A 21,158-nucleotide genomic window follows, 5' to 3' on the forward strand; every position below is an offset into this window, starting at 1 on the left:
GAGGCACGGCCGCGGGCCGGTTCTCTCCGGGCCCGACGACGCCGCGCAACTCCCCTGTGTCGAGAGCGAATTGTGCCCTACGCCACGTCGTTCGCGTTCGGCAGGTTGGTCAGGACGGGTGAAGGCTGCGGCCACCGTGTTGACCCGGCTGCGAGAATTTCTCCATGGCCGAGATCATCCAGCGGGACGGGACCTGGGCCTTCGACGGCAGCACGGTCCGGATCACGCCGGGACGCCATCGCTCCGTACCGCTGTTCCGGCAGACGTACGGGGAGATCACGGTGCCGCTGGAGGCGGTGTCGGGGGTGGTGTACGAGCCGGAGCGCAAGCGGGGGCGGCTCAGGATGCGGCTGCGCGAGGGCGCGGACCCCTTGCTGCAGGCGACGGGCGGGCGGCTGCCGGAGGGGGCGGATCCGTATCGGCTGACGGTGGACACGAACCGGTCCGGGGTGGCCGAGTACGTCGCGGCGGAGATCCGGCAGTCGCTGCTGCTGGAGCAGATCCCGAAGGAGCCGACGAAGGGGTACCTGCTGCCGGGACCGCCGGTGCCGGTGTCGGTGCGGTCCTCGGACGGCACGGTGTCCTTCGACGGTACGCAGGTGCGCATCGACTGGGCCGACACCTCGGACCGGGTCAAGCGGGCGACCGGGCCGCGGGTCATCGGCGTCGGCGATCTGGTGCAGGTGGAGTGGCTGCCCAACTCCGGCTACGAGGACGGTTTCCTGCGGTTCGTGACCCGGGAGGCGGTGTTCTCGAAGGTGCCGGCCGAGCGCGATCCGTACGCCCTCGACCTGTGGGGCAGCGTCCGCCGCGACCTGCTGACGGCGTTGGTCGCGACGGCGGTCACGGCGCGGCTGCCGCATCCGTCGGCCCGGCCGGGCGCGGAGTACGCCGGCCGGGACCGGGCCACGGCGACCGTGCCCCGTCAGCCGGCCGACCATCACGACGTGCTGCTGCGCAGGCTGCGGGAGCTGGGCGAGCTGCACCGGGGCGGGGTGCTCACGGACGAGGAGTTCGCGATGACGAAGGCGGCCGTGCTGCGGAGCTTCTAGCTCAGCAGATCCGGTTCGCTGCGGCTGATGTCCTGCCACAGGGGCTGGTAGTTGATCCAGGCCACCAGGTCGCCGCCGAGTTGTTCACGGGTGGCGACGGCCATCTTGTGGTCGATGAGCAGCGGCCGGCCGGCCGCCTTCGCGGTCAGCTGGACCTGTGCGGACCGTTCCATCGACAGGAACCACCAGGCCGCCGCGTCCACCGAGTCGCCGACGGTGAGCAGCCCGTGGTTGCGCAGCACCAGCGCCTTGCGGGAGCCGAGAGCGGTCGCGATACGGCGGCCCTCCTCGGCATCGACGGCGACGCCGCTGTAGGTGTCGTAGAGGGCGTGGTCCTCGTAGAAGGCGCAGCTCTCCTGGCTGATCGGGTCGAGGAGGTCGCCGAGGGCGGACAGGGCGCGGCCGTGCACGGAGTGGCAGTGGGCGACGGCGACGACGTCCGGGCGGGCCGCGTGGACCTGGGCGTGGACGGTGAAGGCTGCCTGGTTGACGTGGTAGCGGCCCTCGATCACCTGGCCGTCCTGGTTGGCCAGGACGAGGTCGCTGACGGTGACGTGCTTGAACGGCATGCCGAACGGGTTGACCCAGAAACAGTTCGAGTACTCGGGGTCGCGCGCGGTGATGTGTCCGGACACCCCGTCCTCGAGTCCGGCCCGGCCGAAGATCCGCAGCGCGCCCGCGAGCCGCTCCTTGCGATGCCGACGCTCGTCGTCGAGCGAGTCGTACATCGGCGGCATCGCGAACTGGAGCTGGTCGGTGGGCAGCGGCAGGGGCGGAGTCGGCCCGTGCATAGGTCCTCCTGCACTGGGTGTGTGTTACGGGCGGAAGTTACCGCCGGTCAGTGCAGGAAAACAGAGCTGTTCTATAAAGATGACGCCCGCGAGCAAATCACGACAGAAGATGTCGGGTATCAACACCAGACTGGCTCGTATGACTCGCACAACCCGTACGACCGGAACAGCCCGTGCCAACTGGGCGGCCTTCGCCGCCGCCGCGCCCGGCTTCGCGAGGACCGTCGAGGCACGCTTCGCCACCCAGCCCCACCACATCCTGGCCACGCTCCGCAGAGACGGCTCCCCCCGCACCTCGGGCCTGGAGGTCCAGTTCCTGAACGGCGAGCTCCGGTTCGGCATGATGCCGGACTCGATGAAGGCGCTGGACCTGCTGCGGGACCCCCGGTTCGCGCTCCAGGTCAATCCCGGGGACGGCACCGGCATGGGCGGCGGGGACGTGAGGATCTCGGGACGGGCGTACGAGGTCGTGGACGCGGCGGTGAAGGGGTCGTACGCGGAAGAGGTGAAACCGCCCGAGGGGCCGTTCCACCTCTTCCGTACCGAGCTGACGGAGGTCGTACGGACCTACGTCGAGGACGACACATACCTGGTCGTCGAGGCCTGGCGGCCAGGTGAGCCGGTGCGCACGGTCAGGCGCACCTGAGCCCCGGAGACCGCGGCGGCCAGGGGCCTACTCCCACTCGATGGTGCCCGGCGGCTTCGAGGTGACGTCGAGGACGACGCGGTTGACGTCACGGACCTCGTTGGTGATCCGGGTGGAGATCTTCGCGAGGACGTCGTACGGCAGCCGGGACCAGTCGGCCGTCATGGCGTCCTCGGAGGAGACCGGGCGCAGCACGATCGGGTGGCCGTAGGTACGGCCGTCGCCCTGGACGCCGACGCTGCGGACGTCCGCGAGCAGGACCACCGGGCACTGCCAGATGGAGCGGTCGAGGCCGGCCGCGGTGAGCTCCTCGCGGGCGATCGCGTCGGCGTCGCGGAGGAGGTCGAGACGCTCCTTCGTCACCTCGCCGACGATCCGGATACCGAGCCCCGGACCGGGGAACGGCTGGCGCTGGACGATCTCCTCCGGCAGGCCGAGCTCCTGGCCGACCATCCGGACCTCGTCCTTGAACAGCTTGCGGAGCGGCTCGATCAGCTTGAATTCGAGGTCTTCCGGCAGGCCGCCGACGTTGTGGTGCGACTTGATGTTCGCGGTGCCGGTGCCGCCGCCGGACTCGACGACGTCCGGGTAGAGGGTGCCCTGGACCAGGAACTCCACGGCCGGGCCCGCGTCGGCGATGATCTCGGCCTGGGCCTGCTCGAAGACCCGGATGAACTCGCGGCCGATGATCTTCCGCTTCTGCTCCGGGTCGGAGACGCCGGCCAGCGCGTCGAGGAAGCGGGCCTCGGCGTCGACCACGACCAGCCTGACGCCGGTCGCGGCCACGAAGTCCTTCTCGACCTGCTCGGTCTCGCCCTTGCGCATCAGACCGTGGTCGACGTACACGCAGGTCAGCTGGTCGCCGATGGCGCGTGCGACGAGGGCCGCGGCCACCGCGGAGTCGACGCCGCCGGACAGACCGCAGATCGCGCGCTTGTCGCCGACCTGCTCGCGGATCGCCGCGACCTGCTCCTCGATGACGTTGCCGGTCGTCCAGGACGGGGTGAGGCCCGCGCCCCGGTAGAGGAAGTGCTCCAGGACCTGCTGGCCGTGCGTGGAGTGCATGACCTCGGGGTGGTACTGGACTCCGTAGAGCTTCTTCTCGTCGTTCTCGAAGGCGGCGACCGGGACGACGTCCGTGGACGCGGTGACGGCGAAGCCCTCGGGGGCGGCGGAGCAGGCGTCGCCGTGCGACATCCACACGTGCTGCTCGGCGGGGGTGCCCTCGAAGAGGGTGGACGCCGACTTGGAGACGTGCAGGTCGGTACGGCCGTACTCGCGGGCGCCGGTGTTGTCGACGGTGCCGCCGAGGACCTGCGCCATCAGCTGGAAGCCGTAGCACATGCCGAAGACGGGGACGCCGGCCTCGAAGAGCTCGCGGTCCAGGCGGGGGGCACCCTCCTCGTACACGGACGAGGGGCCGCCGGAGAGGATGATCGCCGCCGGGTTCTTGGCGAGCATCTCGGCGACCGGCATGGTGCTGGGCACGATCTCGCTGTAGACCCGGGCCTCGCGGACGCGGCGGGCGATGAGCTGGGCGTACTGCGCGCCGAAGTCGACGACCAGGACGGTGTCGGGGGTGGCGGCAGCGGGAGTCGCTGATGACACGGGGTGCCTTCCGGCGGTTTGGGCGGGGGTCTCTGATTACCGATTCTAACGGGGTGGACGCGGGGCACCTCCGTGACGGGGTGTGGCATACTCGGCACCATGCTCACGCACGCCGCCTTCCTCTTTACCTATGGCAACCGGCCCACCGGCTGCCATGGTCGTGCTGCTTGAGCAACTGACAAGCGACTTCCCCAGGCGCCCCGGGCCGACAAGGTCCGGGGCGCCTGGTGTTTCTCCGGATCGTGCCGGTCCGGGGCCTGCCTCCCTTCCGACGAGGAGACCCCATGAACGCGATCGACGTGACCGGTGCCCGTACCCCCGAGGCCGCCGATGTGATCACCGGTGCGCGGGAGCGCATCGACGCGCTCGACGACCGGATCATCGGTCTGATCCAGGAGCGGGTCGCCGTCTCCGCCGTCGTCCAGGAGGCCCGGATCGCCTCCGGCGGCCGACGCGTGAACCTGTCCCGCGAGATGGAGATCCTCGGCCACTACAGCGAGGCCCTCGGCAAGCCCGGCACCGCCCTCGCGATGACCCTCCTGGAGCTGTCCCGGGGTCGTATCTGAGTCGGACGGATCTGAGTTCGGCTCGGCTCTCACCCGTACGGCGCGTGACCGGCACGCGAACCGCTTCGTTGGTGGGGTGTCCGTGTCAGCCAGGGGCGGGCCCGAAGAACCACGCGTGGCTCACTGGGGCGATGAGACGTACGGAACGTGCCGTACGTCGTGGGACCTCGCCCCAGTCAAGTGACCGGACGGCAGGGGACAGCAGCCCGGTCGCCCAAGAGACGGCCGGCTCCGGGGACGCCCGGGGCCGACCGGCGGAAAATTGCAAAAATGCACAAGGGCTGGGTCAAACGGTTGCGGAGGCCGCGTACATCCAGCACGATGCATAGAAGGCCCCCAGGGCCTTCACAGCTCCCAAGTCCCAGTTCAGGCAACGGTATTGCCGTATGCCGACCGTCCGCCAAAGGTCGAGACCTGCCGTACGCCCCGAGTGCGCCGGGGCGCCGACCCAGGGCACGGACGGTGGTACGCGGCACAGAAACCAGCGGCGCAACCCCCCGGCGCCGCTTCCAGGCACCGGCGCTGCCCTGACGTCGGTGCTGACGAAAGAAGGGCCCCGCGGCTCCGTCCCGCGGGGCCCTTCGCCTGTCCGCGCACACGACGCGGAGTTACGTGCGGCTCACCGTGCCGCATCCCTGCGGCCCCTTGCCGAGCTGGCGGCTGCGGTCGTACGGGTCGATCGAGGGACCGGTCGGGGCGGCGCTGCCCGTCGGCGCCTGGGACGGGAACTGCGGGTGCAGATAGCCGTCGTCGATGTCGCAGGCCGAATTGCCGGCGTCCTCGTCGTAGCGCAGCAGGGTCAGACGGCCGGGGGTGACCTGGTAGCGCGTGGGGTCGGGGAGTTCGACGTCGATGACGCGGCGCACGATGGTGCGGGTCACCTCGGTGGAGCCGTCGGCGCGCACGACCGGGTAGACGAAGGTGTAGTCGGCATGCACGGCGACCCCCTCGAACTTGCCCTTCGCGAAGGTGATCCGGCCCCGGGTCTTGATGACCTTCCCGGCGAGCTTCACGTCCTTCGGGTCGAAGCGGCTGAAGAGGAACAGCGGGTCGCGGGTCTTACTGGGGCTGCGCAGCGAGGAGTCGAGATCGTCGAGCACGTGGGGCTGCTTGGGGTCGAGCACCGAGAGGGCGGCCTCCGGGCGGCCGCCGGCCACGACGTCGGGGTTCAGGTTGGCGTCGACGAGCAGCTTCTTCGTCTGCTGGAGGGCCAGTTCGACGCGGTCCTTCGGGATCGCGCCGAGCGCGGTGGCCTTCGGCAGCGCGATGCCGGCCGCTCCGTCGGCCCAGCGCAGCGCCGGGGAGCCCGCGAACGGGTGGGCGAGGGTGGGGGTGTCGGCGGCGACCGCCGAGGGCGGGGCGGTCGGGGCGGCGGTCTCGTCGGGCAGCGGCGAGGTGGCGCTGCCCGTGCCGGCGGACGAACCGGAGGAAGAACCGAAGGGATCGCCGGGGATCAGCGACGGCCGCATCGCCACGACGGCGACGGCGATCGCCAGCGGGACGCCGATGACCGCCCATGCCTTGCGCCGGCGGGCCGCCCGCCCGTTCATCTCCTGCCAGGCGGGCCCGGTCCGCCACCCCTCGGGCTCTCCCTTCTGGTTCCTCAGCCGCTGGGTGACCTCACGGGCCCGCGCGGAGGGCTCCTTGGGGGCGGACTTGCGGATGTCCCGCTCGCTGTCGCTGAGGAACTGCTGCCACACCTCGTCGGATATGGAGGACGACGACGGTTCGTCCCCCGACGACTGCTCGGACCGTCTGTCAGACATGACACTCTCTCGTTCGGCCGTTCGACGGGGCGAGAATAGCCTTGGAATCAGCTGTGGCCGCACCCGAATTCCGCAATCGGCCCGCTTCCGAGACCCCCCGCCGATCGAGTGACCCAGCTCACATAAGAATTCTGTGAATACGGAGGCAACCATTCACAGGATTCGCCGGTCACATCAGCGGAACCAGCGGTTACATCCGCCTGCCGCGCCTGATCCACGGGGGTCCTCATGAAGCTTCGTCGCGCCATGGCCGCGGCGGCCGTCACGGCCGCCATCGCACCGGTCGCCCTGCTGTCCGCACCGGCCGCGTTCGCGGAGGACCCGGCGTCGCCGTCGGCCTCCGAGACCGCGCCGAGCGAGATACCCAGCGACACGGCGTCGCCCTCCCCGTCGGACTCCGCTTCCGACTCCGCCTCGCCCAGCGACAGCACGTCGGCGTCCGCGTCGTCCTCCGCGTCGCCCAGCGACAGCGCGAGCGCCAGCGCGTCCGCTTCGGCCGAGCCGTCCGAGTCGGCGGAGCCCAGTGAGGACCCGTCCGACCCGGACGTCCCCTACTGCGAGGACCTCGACGAGGACTTCGGCAACGCCAAGGTGTCCGCCGACATCAAGGGCCTGCCCGGCAAGATCGTCGCGGGCGACGGTTTCCACGGCTTCAAGCTGGTCGTGACGAACGAGTCGAAGGCCGACGTCGACGGCGTCGCCTTCTACGCCGAGATCGAGAACTACCAGCTCGACGAGTCGAAGTACCTCAGCCCGTATGTCGACCTGGAGTTCAAGAACCCCGACACCGGGTCCTGGGACCGGATCGGCAGCGACGACTGGGCCGGCGACTACTTCTTCTACGTGCCGAAGCTGAAGTCGGGCGCGAGCAAGTCGGTCGACCTGCGCGTCTCCATCGACGCCAAGGCGCCCGCCGGTGACGCCTACTCCTTCGGTTCCGGCGCCTACCTCGACAAGGTCGACGGCCAGGACTGCATCGCCGAGGGCTGGGCCCAGTACGACTTCGCGGTCCTCAAGGCCGGCTCGTCCAACCCGGACCCGGGCACCGCCACGCCGAGCGACGACGGCGGCAAGGACTCCGTGAAGAAGCCGCAGGGCAACGTCTCCGACCTGCCGACCGGCAACCTCGCGGAGACCGGCTCCAGCTCGGCGCTCCCGGTCATCGGCCTCGTCGGCGGGGTCGCCGTGGTGGCCGGTGCGGCCGCGGTGTTCGTCGTCCGCCGCCGGAAGACCGGCGCGGACTCATAGGCAAGGTCGCGTCGGCCGTCGCAGGACGGCGGTCGCGCACCGATGAAGAGGGACCTGGGCTCGGAGGGGGGCTCAGGTCCCTTTTCGCTGCACGGCTGCTTCTTCGGCTTTCGCCGTGCGGCTACTTCTTCGGTTTTCGCCGTGCGGCTACTTCTTCGGCGGTACGGCCGGGATGCCCAGGAACGGCAGCCGCAGCGCGCCGAAGGCGTCCGACGGGACCGCCGGGCTGTGCGGCTCGACCGGCGCGAGCCTCTGGTACGCCTCGCCCTGCTGCGGACGCGGGTCCGGCTCGCCCTTGTTGGGCCAGTACGACATCGCGCGCTCGGCCTGTGCCGTGATGGTGAGCGACGGGTTCACACCGAGGTTCGCCGAGACGGCGGCGCCGTCGACGACCGAGATCCCCGGGTGGCCGTACAGCCGGTGGTACGGGTCGATGACCCCGCTCTCCCGGGAGTCGCCGATCGGGCAGCCGCCGAGGAAGTGGGCGGTGAGCGGGGTGCCCATCAGCTCCCCGACGTTGCTGCCGGCGAAGCCGTTGATCTCGGCGGCGAGCACGGTGGCCGCCTCCGAGGCCGCCTTGATCTGCTTGGGGTTGGGGGCGCCGTGGCCCTGCCGGGCGGTGAGCAGCCCCTTGCCGACGCCGTCCGGTTTCAGGTACGTCGTCAGGGAGTTGTCCAGCGACTGCATCACCAGGCCGATGATGGTCCGCTCCGACCAGCGCCGGTTGGAGAGCGAGCGCAGGACGAGGAGCGGGTGCCGGGCCGCGTTCGCCACCCAGCCGAGGACACGGGAGGAGCCCTCCGCGTACGGCACCTGGAGGATCGACAGCCCGCCCATCGCGTTGGAGCCCTTGCCGTAGCGGACCGGCTCGATGTGCGTGTTCTCGTCCGGGTGGATCGAGGACGTGATCGCGACACCCTTGGTGAAGTCGGCCTTCGGGGTGCCGTGCGCCCTGCGGTAGCGGCGGTCGTCGGTCTGGGCGCCGACCAGGGCCTCCGAGTTGGTACGGGTGAGGTCGCCCAGCCGGTCCGAGAGGTACGGAAGCTGGCCGCCCGCCTTCATACGGTGCAGGAGGGTCTGGGTGCCGTACGTGCCGGCCGCGATGACGACCCGGCGCGCCTTGAAGGTCCGGCCCTTCGCCTTCTTCCTGTCGTCGGTGGGAAGGGTCGCGACCGCGTAGCCGCCCTGGGAGTCGTCGGTGACGGACACGACCGTCGTCATGGGGTGCACCTCCGCGCCCGCCTGCTCGGCGAGGTGGAGGTAGTTCTCGTTGAGGGTGTTCTTCGCGCCGTGCCGGCAGCCGGTCATGCACTCGCCGCACTCGGTGCAGGCGTTGCGGGCGGGGCCGGCACCGCCGAAGTAGGGGTCGGCGACCTGGTCGCCGGGCACCGCCTTCGACCCGCCGTCCGCTTCGGCGTCCTTGCCGTCGCCGAAGAAGACGCCGACCGGGGCGAGATGGAAGGTGTCGCCGACGCCGAGCTTCTCCGCCGCCGCCTTCAGATGGACGTCGGAGGGGGTCATCGTCGGGTTGAGCCGTACGCCGAGCATGCGCTGCGCCTGGTCGTAGTACGGCTTCAGCTCCTCCTGCCAGTCCGTGATGTCACGCCACTGGGGGTCGTCGAAGAACGGCTTCGGCGGGACGTAGAGGGTGTTCGCGTAGTTCAGCGAGCCACCGCCCACGCCCGCGCCGGCCAGGACCATGACATTGCCGAGGAGATGGATGCGCTGGATGCCGTAGCAGCCGAGCTGCGGGGCCCAGAGGTAGTTCTTGATGTCCCAGGAGTTCTTGGGGAGAGATGCGCGGGTGAAGCGGCGGCCGGCTTCCAGGACACCGACGCGGTAGCCCTTCTCCGTGAGACGAAGGGCCGTCACAGAGCCGCCGAATCCTGAGCCGACGACTATGACGTCGTAATCGTAGGTGTCCTGGGGCACGGGTGCTCCTCGTTGAGTTTCGCGTGCGGGCCGTCTCTGGTCGATCGCGCAGTCCCCCGCGCCCCTGAGCAAGTCAGCGCAGCCTCAGTGCCTTCATCACCTTCAGGCTCGTGCTCATGAACTGGGCGTACTTCTCGTCGTCCATGCCCAGTGAGGGGGCCATCGGCAGCAGCCGCTGCTGGGCGACCGTCTGCGCCTCCGTGTACTTGAGGATCCCCTCCGAGCCGTGCCGGCGGCCCAGGCCCGAGTCCTTCATGCCGCCCATCGGGGACTGGACGCTGCCGTAGGCGGGGGCGTAGCCCTCGTTGACGTTGACCGTGCCGGTGCGCAGGCGGGCGGCGACGGCGCGGCCGCGGCTGCCGTTCTTCGTCCAGACGGACGAGTTGAGGCCGTACGGCGTGCCGTTGGCGTGCTCGATGGCCTCCTCCTCCGTCTTGAAGCGGTAGATGGAGACGACCGGGCCGAAGGTCTCCTCCGTGCAGACGGCCATCGCGTCCTCGACGCCGTCGAGGATGGTGGGCTCGTAGAAGTAGGGGCCGATGTCGGGGCGGGCGGTGCCGCCGGCGACGACGGTCGCGCCCTTCTCGACGGCCTCCGTCACATGCCGGGTCACAGTCTCCAGCTGCCGTTCGCCGACCAGGGATCCCATGTCGGCGCCGTAGGCGAGGGACTTGCCGAGCCGCATGGCCTTGGTGCGGGCGGCGAAGCGCTCGACGAAGGCGTCGGCGACGGACTCGTGGACGTACAGCCGTTCGATGGAGATGCAGAGCTGTCCGGCCGAGGAGAAGCAGGCGCGGACCGCGCCGGCGGCCGCCTTCTCTATGTCGGCGTCGTCCAGGACCAGCATGGCGTTCTTGCCGCCGAGTTCGAGGGAGACGCCGACCAGGCGGGCGGCCGCGCCCTGCGCGACCTCGCGGCCGGTGCGGGTGGAGCCGGTGAAGGAGACGTAGTCGGCGTGCCGGACGACCTCGGGCCCGACGACCGGACCGTCCCCGATGACGACCTGGAAGACATCGGCGGGGAGCCCCGCCTCGATCAGCAGGTCACGCGCCCACAGGGCGGTCAGGCAGGTCTCCGTGTCCGGCTTCATGACGACCGCGTTGCCCGCGACGAAGGCGGGGAGCGCGTCGCCGACGGAGAGTTCGAGGGGGTAGTTCCAGGGGGCGATCTGGCCGACGACCCCGCGCGGATGGCGCAGTTCGGTGACCTTGGTGAGGGTCGGCATGGCGCCCGCGTGCCGCTTGGGGCGGAGGTAGGCGGGGGCCTTGCGGCCGTAGTGGCGGGAGGCCACGGCGACGGCCTGCACCTCTTCGTGGGCGTGCAGACGGGCCTTGCCGGTCTCCAGCTGGATGAGGTCGAGGACCTCGGCCTGGCGGGCCAGGATCAGGTCGTGGAAGCGGAGCAGTACGGCGGCGCGCTGCCGTACCGGCACCTTCGCCCACACGGCCTGGGCGGCGCGGGCCGCGTCATAGGCCTTGGCCACGTCCTCCGGGGTGGACTCGGGCAGGTCCGCCAGCTTCTCGCCGGTGAAGGGCGTGTGGTTGGCCGTACGGCCGGAGCCGACGACGCCCTTGGTGAGCTGGGCGACCAGCTCGGGCGTGACCACGTCGGCGGCCGTTCGTGCCCCGGCGGGGGCGGGGGCGAGGGGGTTGGTGCCGGTCGTGTCCGTACCGGTCTTCTCCGGGGCCTGCGAGTCCGTCATGAGCCGCAGGGTATTCGGGAGCGGGGCCTTTGGGTACCCGTGGGTAACCCGGTTTCACGGGTTGCGCACACACCGCCAGTGATCACTGGCAGAGAATGTCCTGATCAGGGCGTTGGACGGGACGATCAGCGCCGGTCAGCCGCGTTCCGGTTTTTTGGCGAGCAGGAGGCCGAGGGCGGTGAGAGGGGTGAGGCGGCGGGTTTCCGGAGCCGTCGGGGGCGGCGGCACCGGGGTGCGGACCGGGGCCGGCGCCGGGGGTTCGGTCACCCAGGCCGGAAGCCCCACTCCGGCGGCCTCGGCCAGCGCCCCGGCGGCGTCGGCGGCGGTCGGCCGTGTCTCGGGATCGGGGGCGAGGAGTTGTGCGAGCAGCGGCCCGAGGGCGCCCTCCGTACTGCCGGTGGCCACGCGGAGCAGGGCACCGAGGGACCACAGATCGGAGGCGGGCCCGGCACAGCGCCCCTCGGCGCACTCGGGAGCGACGAAGTCGCCGTCGCTCCGCCCCTGCAGACCCCCGCCGATACCGACGTCGGTGACGACGACGCGTTCGCCGTCCGCCTCGATGAGGACGTTAGACGGCTTGAGGTCACGGTGCACGATCCCGACGCGGTGGGCGGCGTGCAGGGCCCCGAGGACGGCGAGCCCGACCCGGGCGGCCTCGGGAGCCGGCAACGGCCCACGGGCGGCGAGGGCGGAGTGCAGCGACTCCCCCTCCACCCACTCCATCACGATCCAGGGCAGTTCGTCGTCCAGGAGTACGTCGTGGATGGCGACGGCGGCCGGGTGGTCGACGCGGGCCGCGGCTCGGGCCTCGTGCAGCAACCGGTGTGCGGCGCGCTGCCGTTCCTCGTCGTCCGCGGCACCGGACAGCCGGGGCTCCTTGACGGCGACGTCCCGTCCGTCCTGTTCGTCGCGGGCGCGCCACACGGTGCCGGCCGGCCCGGAGCCGATGCGCTGGGCGAGCCGGTAACGCCCGCCGATCAGACGTCCCTCGACCGGCTGTTCGCCGTCTTCGCTCATGCCACATGAGTACCGTGCGCACCATGCCCTTGTCGAAGCGGCGCGGTCAGAGGCACACGGGTCGGGGCCCCTCCCTGCGGAAGGGGCCCCGATCGTCGCACGAACACGCCTCCCAGGCGCGGTAGGACAGTCAGGGAGCTACGGCATATGTCCTTCCTGTGCGACCTCTTCGACCTCTTCAAGCGCCTCACGGCAGAGTGCCTGCCGCTCACCGTCGAGGTGGTCCGCCGAGCGCCTGAGGTAGTCGACGACCTCGGCGGAAGAGCCGGCCAGTTGCGGCACGAGGAAACAGAACTCCTTGAACCAGTTGAGACTTTCGTCCTCCGCGTGGCGGATCAGCGTCGGCACACCGTCCAGGATTCGCCGACGCACATACTGAGCGACATCCGTGTCCGCCCCGTCCAGCACCACGGAGAGCCCGGCTGCGCGACCGTTCAGGACTGCCTCCAGAAGACTCACCGCCTCAGCGGGGAGACGTTCACGCCTCTCCAGACGCTCGACCAGTACATCGACGCAGGCTGCCGCCGCGGAGTACAACTGTCCCTGGTTCGCGACCTCGCAGTACAGAACCCCGTAGGCGCGCTGTCGCTCACCGCTGTCCTCGTCCAGCAGCAACTCCAGGCATCCGGGAATCCGCTCTCCCGGGAGGGTCTGGCAGGTGAGCGCTCCCACGTCCGTGCCCGGGGCGAACTGCCCGCGCGAAGTGCGGCTCTCACAGCGAGGACACACCGGTGCGGGTTCACGCTTCAGCGGCCGCTGGGGACGGATTCGCACCCTGCTTCACCAGTTCGGCCCGACAGACATCCTCCGCGCAGAACTCACCGGCACCGGTCTTCTTGAGACCGACCGCCACCTTTCCGGTCCGTCTGTCCACCGCTGCCGATCCCATCGCGTATTGCCGGATCTTCGAACGGCTCATCGTGGCAGGCATGTCGTCCAGTTTGGATTGAGCGCATTGTCGGCTTTTGCGGCCGCCTCCTCATGGGACAGGGCCATCTTGGAGTTCTTCCGCCAGTCCTTGAAGGACTTCAGCAGGTCCTTGCCCAGGCCGTAGATGCGCTTTCCGAGGGCTGCTGCCTTGTCCCGGCGGAAGAGGTATTTCTTGGCCAGCGGGCCGCCGCCGAGGAACGAACCGACCACGTTCAGGGCCGTGTTGCCGCAGGCGCCCAGGTTGCCCGTGGTGAAGCAGTCCAGGGCGTCGGTGATGCCCAGCTCGTCCATCGCGATCTTGCCGAGTTCCTTGGCGATCGCGATCGCGCGCTGCTTGGCGGAGTCCTCCTTCGCTCTGGCGTCGTCCGCCTTCGCCTGGGCCGGCGTGTACGTGGTCGTGGCAGCGCTGTTCGAGCCGCTGCCGTCCCGGGTGTCGACCGCGCCGCGGTGGGTGGACGGGCCGGGGCCGCACTCGTTCCAGCCGCCGACGCAGTCGGCGAGGCGGAGACCCGAGGCGTCGTTGTGCGAGATCGGGCTGTTGTTGGCGTAGGCGTAGCCGTTGATCTGCTGCGGGTCCGTGTAGTCCACCACCGGGTCCGCCGAGATGAAGCGGCCGGCGTCGGAGTCGTACTCGCGGGCGCCGAGCGTCGTCAGCCCCGTGGACTCCTGGACGGTGCCGCCGACGAAGCCCTTGTCGTTCACCCAGCCCGTGGAGGAGGACGTGGAGTCGTCGCGGGTGTTGCCGAAGGCGTCCATGCGGCGGCGGGTCGTGGCACCCGTCTTCGCGTCGACCGACAGCTGCGCCGTGCCCTGGTTGTCCGAGGCGAGGAAGTGGACGCCGTCCGCCTCGCGCATGGCGACCGTGGTGCCGGCGAAGGTGTAGTAGCGGGTCGCCGTGACCTTGGCCGTGGACTTGTCGTAGTGGAGTTCGGTGCCGGGGAGGTAGAACGTCTTCTCCGTCGGCGTGTCCCGGAGGATGCGGGAGCCCGAGGCGTCGTACTTGTACGTCGTCACCGCGCTGTCGGCGTTCGTGACCGTCGTCAGCTCGCCCTGCTTGTCCCAGGTCAGCGACTGGGTGTCGCCGTCGACGACGCGGGTCTTGGTGTTGCCCGACGCGTCGTAGGTGTAGGAGTTCTGCGAGGTGACGGCGGGGGTGGTGCTGGTCGCCTCCGTCTTCTCGGTCACCGACGAGACGGTGCGGGCGCCGGAGGCGGAGCCGTTCGGGCCGGAGCCCGTCTCGCCGTACTTGTACGTCCGGGACGAGGTCGCGGCGCCGTTCAGGCCGTGACGCACCTCGCTCGTGCGGTTGCCGATCGTGTCGTAGCCGCAGTCCGTCCAGTAGGGGGAGACTCCCCCGACCGTCGACGCCGACGCTCCCGACGCGCAGGACGCGTCCGTCGAACCCGTGCCCTTCGCGTCGTTCGACGCGACCGACGACGTCCATGCGGACGAGACGCGGCCCAGGCCGTCGTACGAGAAGCACTGGATGTCGCTCGTGCCGCCGCCCGGGGTGTCGGCGATGGAGAGGATGTCACCGGCGTCATCGTCGTCGTAGTTCGCGTCGTAGGCGATGCTCGACGCGCCCTCGACCCGCACCGACGAGTTGGTCAGCCGGTCCGTGCCCGCCTCGTAGTTGTTGTCGATCCACGTCTTCTTCGCCGTCGACTCACCCGTGTACAGCTCCAGCTGCTTCAGGTTCGACGTCGGGGAGTACGACGCGTCCGTGACGTAACTCAGGCCGCCCAGGGAGGTTTTGAGACCGGTCGGGCGCTGCAGGCCGTCGTAGACGTCGATGCTGGAACCGCCCGGCAGCCCGGCGACCAGCGACCAGCGAGGCGTCCAGCGGACCCTGGTACATGCGCACCTCGTCCACGGCTCCGGAGAAGTACTCACCGGCCGTCGTCCCGGTCAGCGCACGGCCGATCTGGAGGCTGATCGTGCTGAAATCCCAGGTGTTGTCCCAGGAGGCGTCGACGACGGCGACTCCGTTGACGTACAGGAGCACGTCGCCGAAGACCGCGTTGTAGACGAGGGCGAGGTGGTCGCCGTCACCCGCGGAGCTCGGGGCGTCGCCCTTGTCCAGTTCGGTGACGGTGACCGGCGAGGACGAGTCCGCGTCGGTCACCACCAGCTGCCAGCGAGCGTCGGCCGCCGAGTACTTGACCTTGATCGCGGTGTTGTTCGCGCTGATGAGCGACAGCACCGTCTCGTCCGTCGTCGGGCTCGCCGACGCCAGTCGGGCGCGGGCGGTCAGGGTGAAGCTGTCCTGGGCGGTGAGGGGTCCGACGGCGGCCCGGGTGGCGTATCCGCTGACTCCGTCGAGCGCCAGGTGCCCGTCGCCCCACAGCGGCGCGGCTGGCGGGGTGCAGTCCGGGTCGGCCTCGGGGTCGCAGGACTCGTCCGGTACATAGATGGACGCGCCGCCGCCTAGGGTCAGGCCGGTGCCGCCACCGGTCTGCGGGGAGACGCCGTTGATGGCCTCGTCGAGCTGCCAGTAGGCCAGTTGGTGCGGCTGGATGCCGCCGAGTTCCTGGCCCTCGGTGGGCGGGATGACCCGGTCGTGCAGCTTGACGTCCGCGACGCTGCCCTTGAGGTTGGCGGTGTAGCCGTCCAGGTCGAGCTTGCGGCCGATCTGCACGGCACCGGTGGCGCTCCACACGGTGTGCCGGGCCTGCACGTCGTCGGCGACGAGGACGCCGTTGACGTACAGCATCATCTTGCCGAGCTCGGCGTCGTAGACACCGATCAGGGTGCGTCCAGCTGCCTGCGACGGCCGCCGCGCCGGAGACCTTCCAGGTGCCCAGCGACTCCATGTCGCTGACCGGGATGCGGAAGGTCCAGGAGGCGGTGTCGACGTCGTAGCCGAGTTCGAAGCCGGGCTGGGCGGTGCCGTCCTCGCTGACGACGGTCATGTCCTGGGTGGGCAGCGTCGGCAGCATCACCCTGGCGCTCACCGAGAAGGTCCTCCCGGTGTCGACGGAGGCCGTGCCCGAGTCGAGGTAGGCGTTCTCGGTGCCGTCGAAGGCGGCGGCGGTATCAATGGAGCCGAGCGGGCCCGCGGCGCCGAAGGTCACTCCGGAACCGGCGGTCGCGTCGGGCGTGCCATTGGCGCCGGCCGCCTTCGTCGCGCCCTTGGCCTCACCGGTCCAGGCATCGGCCGGGGCGCGGCCGTCGCTGACGAGGAAGATGTGCACGGTCGGCGCCTTCTGCGGGTTGCCGGCGCCGTCGACCGCGGTCACGTGCAGGGTGTACGTGCCTTCGCTCGGCGGCATCCAGCGGACGGTCGCCGGTCCGCCGGTGGACTCGGCGTTCACCGTCTTCTTGGCGCTGTCGGCCTGCGGGCCGGTGAAGTAGTACGTGTACTTGGTGACGTCGGTCGACGGCGAGTCCATGGTGAAGTCGCCGTAGTCGCCGACTCCCGTGTGCCAGGCCTCGTCGTCCGGGTACTGGGCCGAGGTGATCGCGGCCGACTTGGGCTTGCTGGTGTCGTAGATGAACTCGCAGCGGGTCTGGTCGCCGTCGGTGGACCAGGGGCCGTACGACTGCTGGTCGTAGCCGCGGACCGCCCAGGCGACGGTGGTGTTGGCGGGGATGCTGAAGCCGGCCTCGCCGTCGCCCGACACGTCGCTGCCGATGGTGTAGATGAAGGTGGCCACGCCGGTCTGGTCGCTCCAGCTGGAGTCCACCGTGGTCTTCTTCGCGGTCGTCGCGTAGTGCGTGACCGTGTTGCCGCCGGAGTCGGTCCACCAGACCTTGAACTGGGCTTGGAGCGTCTCGGAGTTGGAACCGGTGTCACCGTGGTCGTAGTCCCGGATCACGGCGGAGACGCGCAGGGCCTCGGTCACGTAGTGCCCGGTGGCGGCGCCGTACTCGCAGGTGCCGCCCGGCTTCATCTGCAGGTCGTCCTGGACGGGCTCCAGCGGGGGCCGGTAAGACCGGCCTATGAATGACGTAAGAACAGACTAAACACGAGCGAAATAAAGGTCGTCAAGACCAATTCAGAAACTGGATGCGCACAGCAACCACACAGAGCGTGACCTTCTTTGCCTTATGTATCGCAACGGACAAGAAGAGACTCCGGGGTGCCAAATCGACACAAAGCGTGCGCCACCCATACCTCGAACCAAGGCGGTCGACCGGCACTTCACTGGATATTCACATGACGGACCCAGGAGGGTCGTGATATGTTCACGAGGGGATGCAATCCCATATCCGCAAATGATCCCCGCCTCACTCGTCAGGGCACCGGAATATCCGAACCCCTTTGTTTCGGCTATCGAATTTCCGCACCACATCGACGCATTCACTCTGCAAACGGTTCGCCGAGACCTGGCAATGCGAGTAAAGTCCCGGGAATGCCGAGAATCAAGGTCAGCGTCATCGTTCCCGTCTACAACACCGGCAGATACGTCGACGAGTGCGCACCGTCATTGCTGGGGCAGAGCCTGCCGGCCGACGAGTACGAGGTGATCTACGTCGACGACGGATCCACGGACGACACGCTGTCCCGGCTAGAGAAGATCGCTGCCACGCACTCGAACGTCCAGGTGCACACCCGGCCCAACTCGGGCTGGCCCGGCGCTCCCCGCAACCTCGGCATGCGGCACGCGAACGGCGAGTACGTGCAGTTCGTCGACCACGACGACAAGCTCGGCAGTGAGGCCCTGGAACGGCTCTACGAGCACGCGAAGCAGAACGACTCCGATGTGGTGCTCGGCAAGATGTCCAGCACGATGGTGCGGCCACGGCGGGTGTTCCGGCATACGGTGGACGCCTGCACCATCGAGAACGACGAGCTGATGCAGAGCATGTCGCCACACAAGATGTTCCGGCGAGCTTTCGTCGAAGAACACGGTCTGCGGTTTCCGGAGGGTCCGTGGATCATGGAGGACCTACTCTTCGTCAGCGCCGCTTACCTCAAAGCGGAACGGATCTCGATCCTCGCCGACTACCCCTGCTACTACTGGCTGAAGCGGGACGACGGCGGTAACAACACCCAGCACCGCTTCAACCCGCGGCACGGATTCTGGCCCAACGTGCGCACCATCGTCCGCCAGATCAAGGAGGGCACCACGCCTTCCGACGACCTTGATGCCCTCCAGAACCGCCTGCTGCACCGCTATTACCACGTGGAGGTCCTCTCCCGCGCCCGCGAGCCTGAGATTCTGCGCGAGGACCCCGGCGAGCAGCGACCCCGCTTCGACGCTGCCCGGAAGGTGGCCCTGGAGGAGTTCCCGCCCGCCGTAAGGGAGGGGCTGCCCGCGGTGTCCGGTCTGCGGGCCGAACTCCTCGAACGCGGCGACTTCGACGGCGCGGTCGCGTTCGCGGAGCACATCCGCGAGGTACAGGCCTGTGGCGAACTCGGCGAACCGCGTTGGGAGAACGGCTGTCTGGTCGTCGACGTCAGGCTGAACCTGGTGCGAGGGGACGGCGAGCCCCTGGTGCTCGTCCAGCGGGACGGGAAGCACTGGCTCGACCCGGAGTTGCTGGGCGGAGTGCCGGGGACCGAGGACGGCTGGGAGGTCCGTGACCCGTTCCGGCTCGCCTACGCCGAACTGGTCGTCAAGGACCGGGACCGGGAGGACTGGTGGTACCCGGAAGGTGACCTGGAGGTACGGCTGGAACCACTCGGGGAGGGACGGTCCCGGCTCGGCGCGTCCGGGCGGCTGAGACTGGATCCGGAGCGGCTGGCGGGCGGCCGCCCGCTGGAGCGCGGGCCGCACGAGGTGTGGGCGTTTGTCCACCTGCTGGGCATCGACCGTATGGTCCGCATGACGGGCGCCGGCCCCGCGAACACCCCCGCCGCGGGCCCGGCGCTGACCGGCGGGCGGCTCGCCCTCCCGTACTGGACGGCGGGCAGGGCTCAGCTCACCCTCGATGTGGGCCCCCGTCTGCGCAGCCTCGGTCCCGACACCGCCGACGCCGCCGCCGCGAACTCCGCCCGTGGCAGGCGGACACTCCCGTTGCCGTATGTGGCGGCGACCGGGTCCACTGCCCCGGCGCCCGTCAAGGTCACCGTGTCCGCACTGACGGTGAACGCCGAGCTGGTCCCGGAGGGCGGAGTGGCGCACCTGCGCCTCCCGGCCCGCCTTGAGCTGCCGTCGGGACGGCACCCGGTCACCCTCCCGAAGGCGCCGGCGCCGGTGGCCTACGCGGTCGTTCGCAAGGGTGCCGTGGTAGGGCTGGAGGGCCCCGGCCATCGCCCCGGCCCCGCCCGCCGTCTACTGGACGCGGTGAAACGCGCCCAGTAGGGCCGCAAGCTGCATCTGTCCCTGGCTCTCAGCCCGCTGTGAACGTGTCCACCGCGACGTCGAAGTACTCCCGGGCCTCGCGCACCTTCCCCACCGGCGCCGACACCCACACGTCGTACATCCGTCCGCCCTCCTCCCAGCAGAGGTCGTAGGTGTGCCGGGGTCCCTCGGACGCGCTGAAGCCGTTCCAGGTGAACTCCCAGTAGGCGGCGGGGTGTCCGGCGTGGGTGGTGTCGGTGACCCGGCCGTCGTGGTAGCCGGGGTTGGTGCTCGGCCCCTCGGCCGCCGCCCGGCGCATCACCGTCCCCGGTCCGCCGACCTGCGACTCGGCGACCTTGATGCCGAGCCGGAAGGTCTGCCCCGGCGACATGTAGAAGACGCGCTCGCCCTGCGGGTCGCGGGTGAAGTCCTCCGGTACGGCGAGGGAGAAGCCGGCCGGGTCCTGCGCGAGGCGGTAACCGGAGGGCACGGTGTGGGAGTTGGTCGCCGGGGGTGAGGGCGAGGAGGTCCGGGCGGTGGACTGCGCGGAGGACGGCGGCGGGGTCGAGGCCGTGGCCGTCGTATGCGATGCCGAGACGGCCGTCGTACCGCCGGGGCCCGGCGTTCCGCCGCCCCCGCCCCCGTTGAACAGCAGCGCCGCCGCCGACACCCCCGCACCCGCCATCGCGGCGACCAGCAGCGCGGCGACCAGCATGCCGCGGGGCGAGTAACGGGGCGGCGCGGGCGGCTCCGGAGCGGGGGGCCGCGGCACGTCCCGCTGGGTGGGGGTGTACGACGCGACGCCCACGCTCCCCATCGAAGTGGCGACCGCCACGGCCCCCGTCTCCAGGAACGCGCGCAGCATCCGCTCGGCCTCCGCCGCGCCCAGCCGCCGTTCGGGATCCCGCTCCAGCAGCCCCCGTACGACGGGCAGCAGCGGCTCCGCCTGGGCCGGTGGCCGGATCTCGTCGGAGACCACGGCGTGCAGGATCCCGCCGAGCGAGTCGCGTCGGAACGGCGACTCGCCGCTGAGCGCCGCGCACAGCAGAGCGCCCAGCGACCACAGATCGGACGCCGGACCGGAACGGGAGCCGGACATCCGCTCCGGCGCGGTGTACTCGGGTGAGCCGACGAAGGAGCCGGTCTCGGTGAGCGTGGTGGCGCCGGCGACCTGGGCGATACCGAAGTCGGTGAGCACGACCCGCCCGGTGCCGGCCTCGACGAGCACGTTCGCCGGCTTGATGTCCCGGTGCAGCACGCCCGCCTCGTGCGCCGTCCGCAGCGCGCTCAGCAGATCGATCCCGATGCGCGCGGCCTCGCCGACGTCCACGGGCCCGCTCCGCGAGATCCGGTCGGCGAGCGAACCGCCGTCGATCAACTCCATGACGATGTAGGGCCGTTCACCGTCCTCCACGACGTCATGGACGACGATGATGTGCGGGTGGTGAAGCTGCGCGACCGCCTGTGCCTCACGCAGGGTGCGGTCGCGGCGCAGCCGGGCCTCGTCGTCCGAACGGGAGTCGTCGAGGGCGAGCTCCTTGACGGCGACCTGCCGCCCCAGCAACTGGTCGGTCGCCCGCCATACGACACCCATCCCGCCCCGCCCGAGCCGCGTTTCCAGGCGATAACGCCCCGCGACCAGCCGTACGGCGTCCCCGTCTGTCCCCATG

The 21,158-nt window shown here is 70.1% G+C and carries 14 protein-coding genes and 1 pseudogene; 5 read left to right on the plus strand and 10 right to left on the minus strand.

Features of this window, described 5'->3' with window-relative positions; all coding sequences use genetic code 11:
- Positions 1-164: 164 nt before the first annotated feature.
- On the plus strand, positions 165-1,052 hold the full coding sequence (locus tag EDD90_RS22310) for a DUF4429 domain-containing protein (RefSeq protein ID WP_123974729.1): 888 nt from the start codon (positions 165-167) through the stop codon (positions 1,050-1,052).
- On the opposite strand, the gene EDD90_RS22315 is transcribed toward EDD90_RS22310, so the two are convergent.
- A complete protein-coding gene (locus tag EDD90_RS22315; RefSeq protein ID WP_123974730.1) occupies positions 1,049-1,843 on the minus strand; it encodes a class II aldolase/adducin family protein in 795 nt (264 codons plus the stop codon). The genes EDD90_RS22310 and EDD90_RS22315 overlap by 4 nt on opposite strands.
- Positions 1,844-1,982: 139 nt before the next feature.
- On the opposite strand from EDD90_RS22315, the gene EDD90_RS22320 reads away from it, so the two are divergent.
- A complete protein-coding gene (locus EDD90_RS22320) occupies positions 1,983-2,489 on the plus strand; it encodes a pyridoxamine 5'-phosphate oxidase family protein (RefSeq protein WP_123974731.1) in 507 nt (168 codons plus the stop codon).
- 27 nt (positions 2,490-2,516) lie between these two features.
- On the opposite strand, the gene guaA is transcribed toward EDD90_RS22320, so the two are convergent.
- Positions 2,517-4,097: a glutamine-hydrolyzing GMP synthase gene (gene guaA / locus EDD90_RS22325; protein ID WP_123974732.1), complete on the minus strand. Its 1,581-nt coding sequence runs from the start codon at positions 4,095-4,097 to the stop codon at positions 2,517-2,519.
- A 284-nt stretch (positions 4,098-4,381) separates the two neighbouring features.
- Here guaA and EDD90_RS22330 point away from each other — a divergent pair, with 284 nt between their 5' ends.
- Positions 4,382-4,663 (plus strand): chorismate mutase, encoded by a 282-nt coding sequence (locus EDD90_RS22330; RefSeq protein ID WP_123974733.1) that lies wholly within the window; start codon positions 4,382-4,384, stop codon positions 4,661-4,663.
- A 608-nt stretch (positions 4,664-5,271) separates the two neighbouring features.
- Here EDD90_RS22330 and EDD90_RS22335 read toward each other — a convergent pair.
- The gene (locus EDD90_RS22335) at positions 5,272-6,429 is read right to left on the minus strand and encodes a hypothetical protein (protein ID WP_123974734.1); all 1,158 of its coding nucleotides are present in this window, start codon (positions 6,427-6,429) and stop codon (positions 5,272-5,274) included.
- A gap of 228 nt (positions 6,430-6,657) precedes the next feature.
- Between EDD90_RS22335 and EDD90_RS22340 the strand changes: the two genes are divergently transcribed.
- A complete protein-coding gene (locus tag EDD90_RS22340; RefSeq protein WP_123974735.1) occupies positions 6,658-7,677 on the plus strand; it encodes an LAETG motif-containing sortase-dependent surface protein in 1,020 nt (339 codons plus the stop codon).
- 147 nt (positions 7,678-7,824) lie between these two features.
- Here the strand turns inward: EDD90_RS22340 and EDD90_RS22345 are convergent, their stop codons facing one another.
- The 6 genes and pseudogenes from EDD90_RS22345 to EDD90_RS57480 form a co-directional block, all read right to left on the minus strand.
- Positions 7,825-9,609 (minus strand): GMC family oxidoreductase N-terminal domain-containing protein, encoded by a 1,785-nt coding sequence (locus EDD90_RS22345; protein WP_123974736.1) that lies wholly within the window; start codon positions 9,607-9,609, stop codon positions 7,825-7,827.
- Positions 9,610-9,682: 73 nt separating this feature from the next.
- Entirely contained in the window at positions 9,683-11,311 is a 1,629-nt protein-coding gene (locus tag EDD90_RS22350) for a succinic semialdehyde dehydrogenase (RefSeq protein WP_123974737.1), read from the minus strand.
- 135 nt (positions 11,312-11,446) lie between these two features.
- Positions 11,447-12,328, minus strand: a complete 882-nt coding sequence (locus tag EDD90_RS22355; protein ID WP_123974738.1) for a serine/threonine-protein kinase — start codon at positions 12,326-12,328, stop codon at positions 11,447-11,449.
- Positions 12,329-12,466: 138 nt separating this feature from the next.
- Positions 12,467-12,943, minus strand: coding sequence for a hypothetical protein (locus tag EDD90_RS22360; protein ID WP_123974739.1), 477 nt, complete (start codon positions 12,941-12,943; stop codon positions 12,467-12,469).
- Between the two features lie 124 nt (positions 12,944-13,067).
- Positions 13,068-13,259 (minus strand): hypothetical protein, encoded by a 192-nt coding sequence (locus EDD90_RS22365; RefSeq protein WP_123974740.1) that lies wholly within the window; start codon positions 13,257-13,259, stop codon positions 13,068-13,070.
- 59 nt (positions 13,260-13,318) lie between these two features.
- Positions 13,319-17,190, minus strand: a pseudogene (locus EDD90_RS57480) (RHS repeat domain-containing protein); the annotation flags it as partial.
- A gap of 423 nt (positions 17,191-17,613) precedes the next feature.
- Here EDD90_RS57480 and EDD90_RS22375 point away from each other — a divergent pair.
- Positions 17,614-19,509, plus strand: coding sequence for a glycosyltransferase family A protein (locus EDD90_RS22375; protein ID WP_123974741.1), 1,896 nt, complete (start codon positions 17,614-17,616; stop codon positions 19,507-19,509).
- Between the two features lie 28 nt (positions 19,510-19,537).
- On the opposite strand, the gene EDD90_RS22380 is transcribed toward EDD90_RS22375, so the two are convergent.
- The gene (locus EDD90_RS22380) at positions 19,538-21,157 is read right to left on the minus strand and encodes a serine/threonine-protein kinase (RefSeq protein WP_123974742.1); all 1,620 of its coding nucleotides are present in this window, start codon (positions 21,155-21,157) and stop codon (positions 19,538-19,540) included.
- Position 21,158 lies beyond the last annotated feature (1 nt).

Origin of the sequence: Streptomyces sp. Ag109_O5-1 (assembly GCF_003814875.1) — a bacterium.
GTDB classification, from domain to species: Bacteria; Actinomycetota; Actinomycetes; order Streptomycetales; family Streptomycetaceae; genus Streptomyces; species Streptomyces sasae.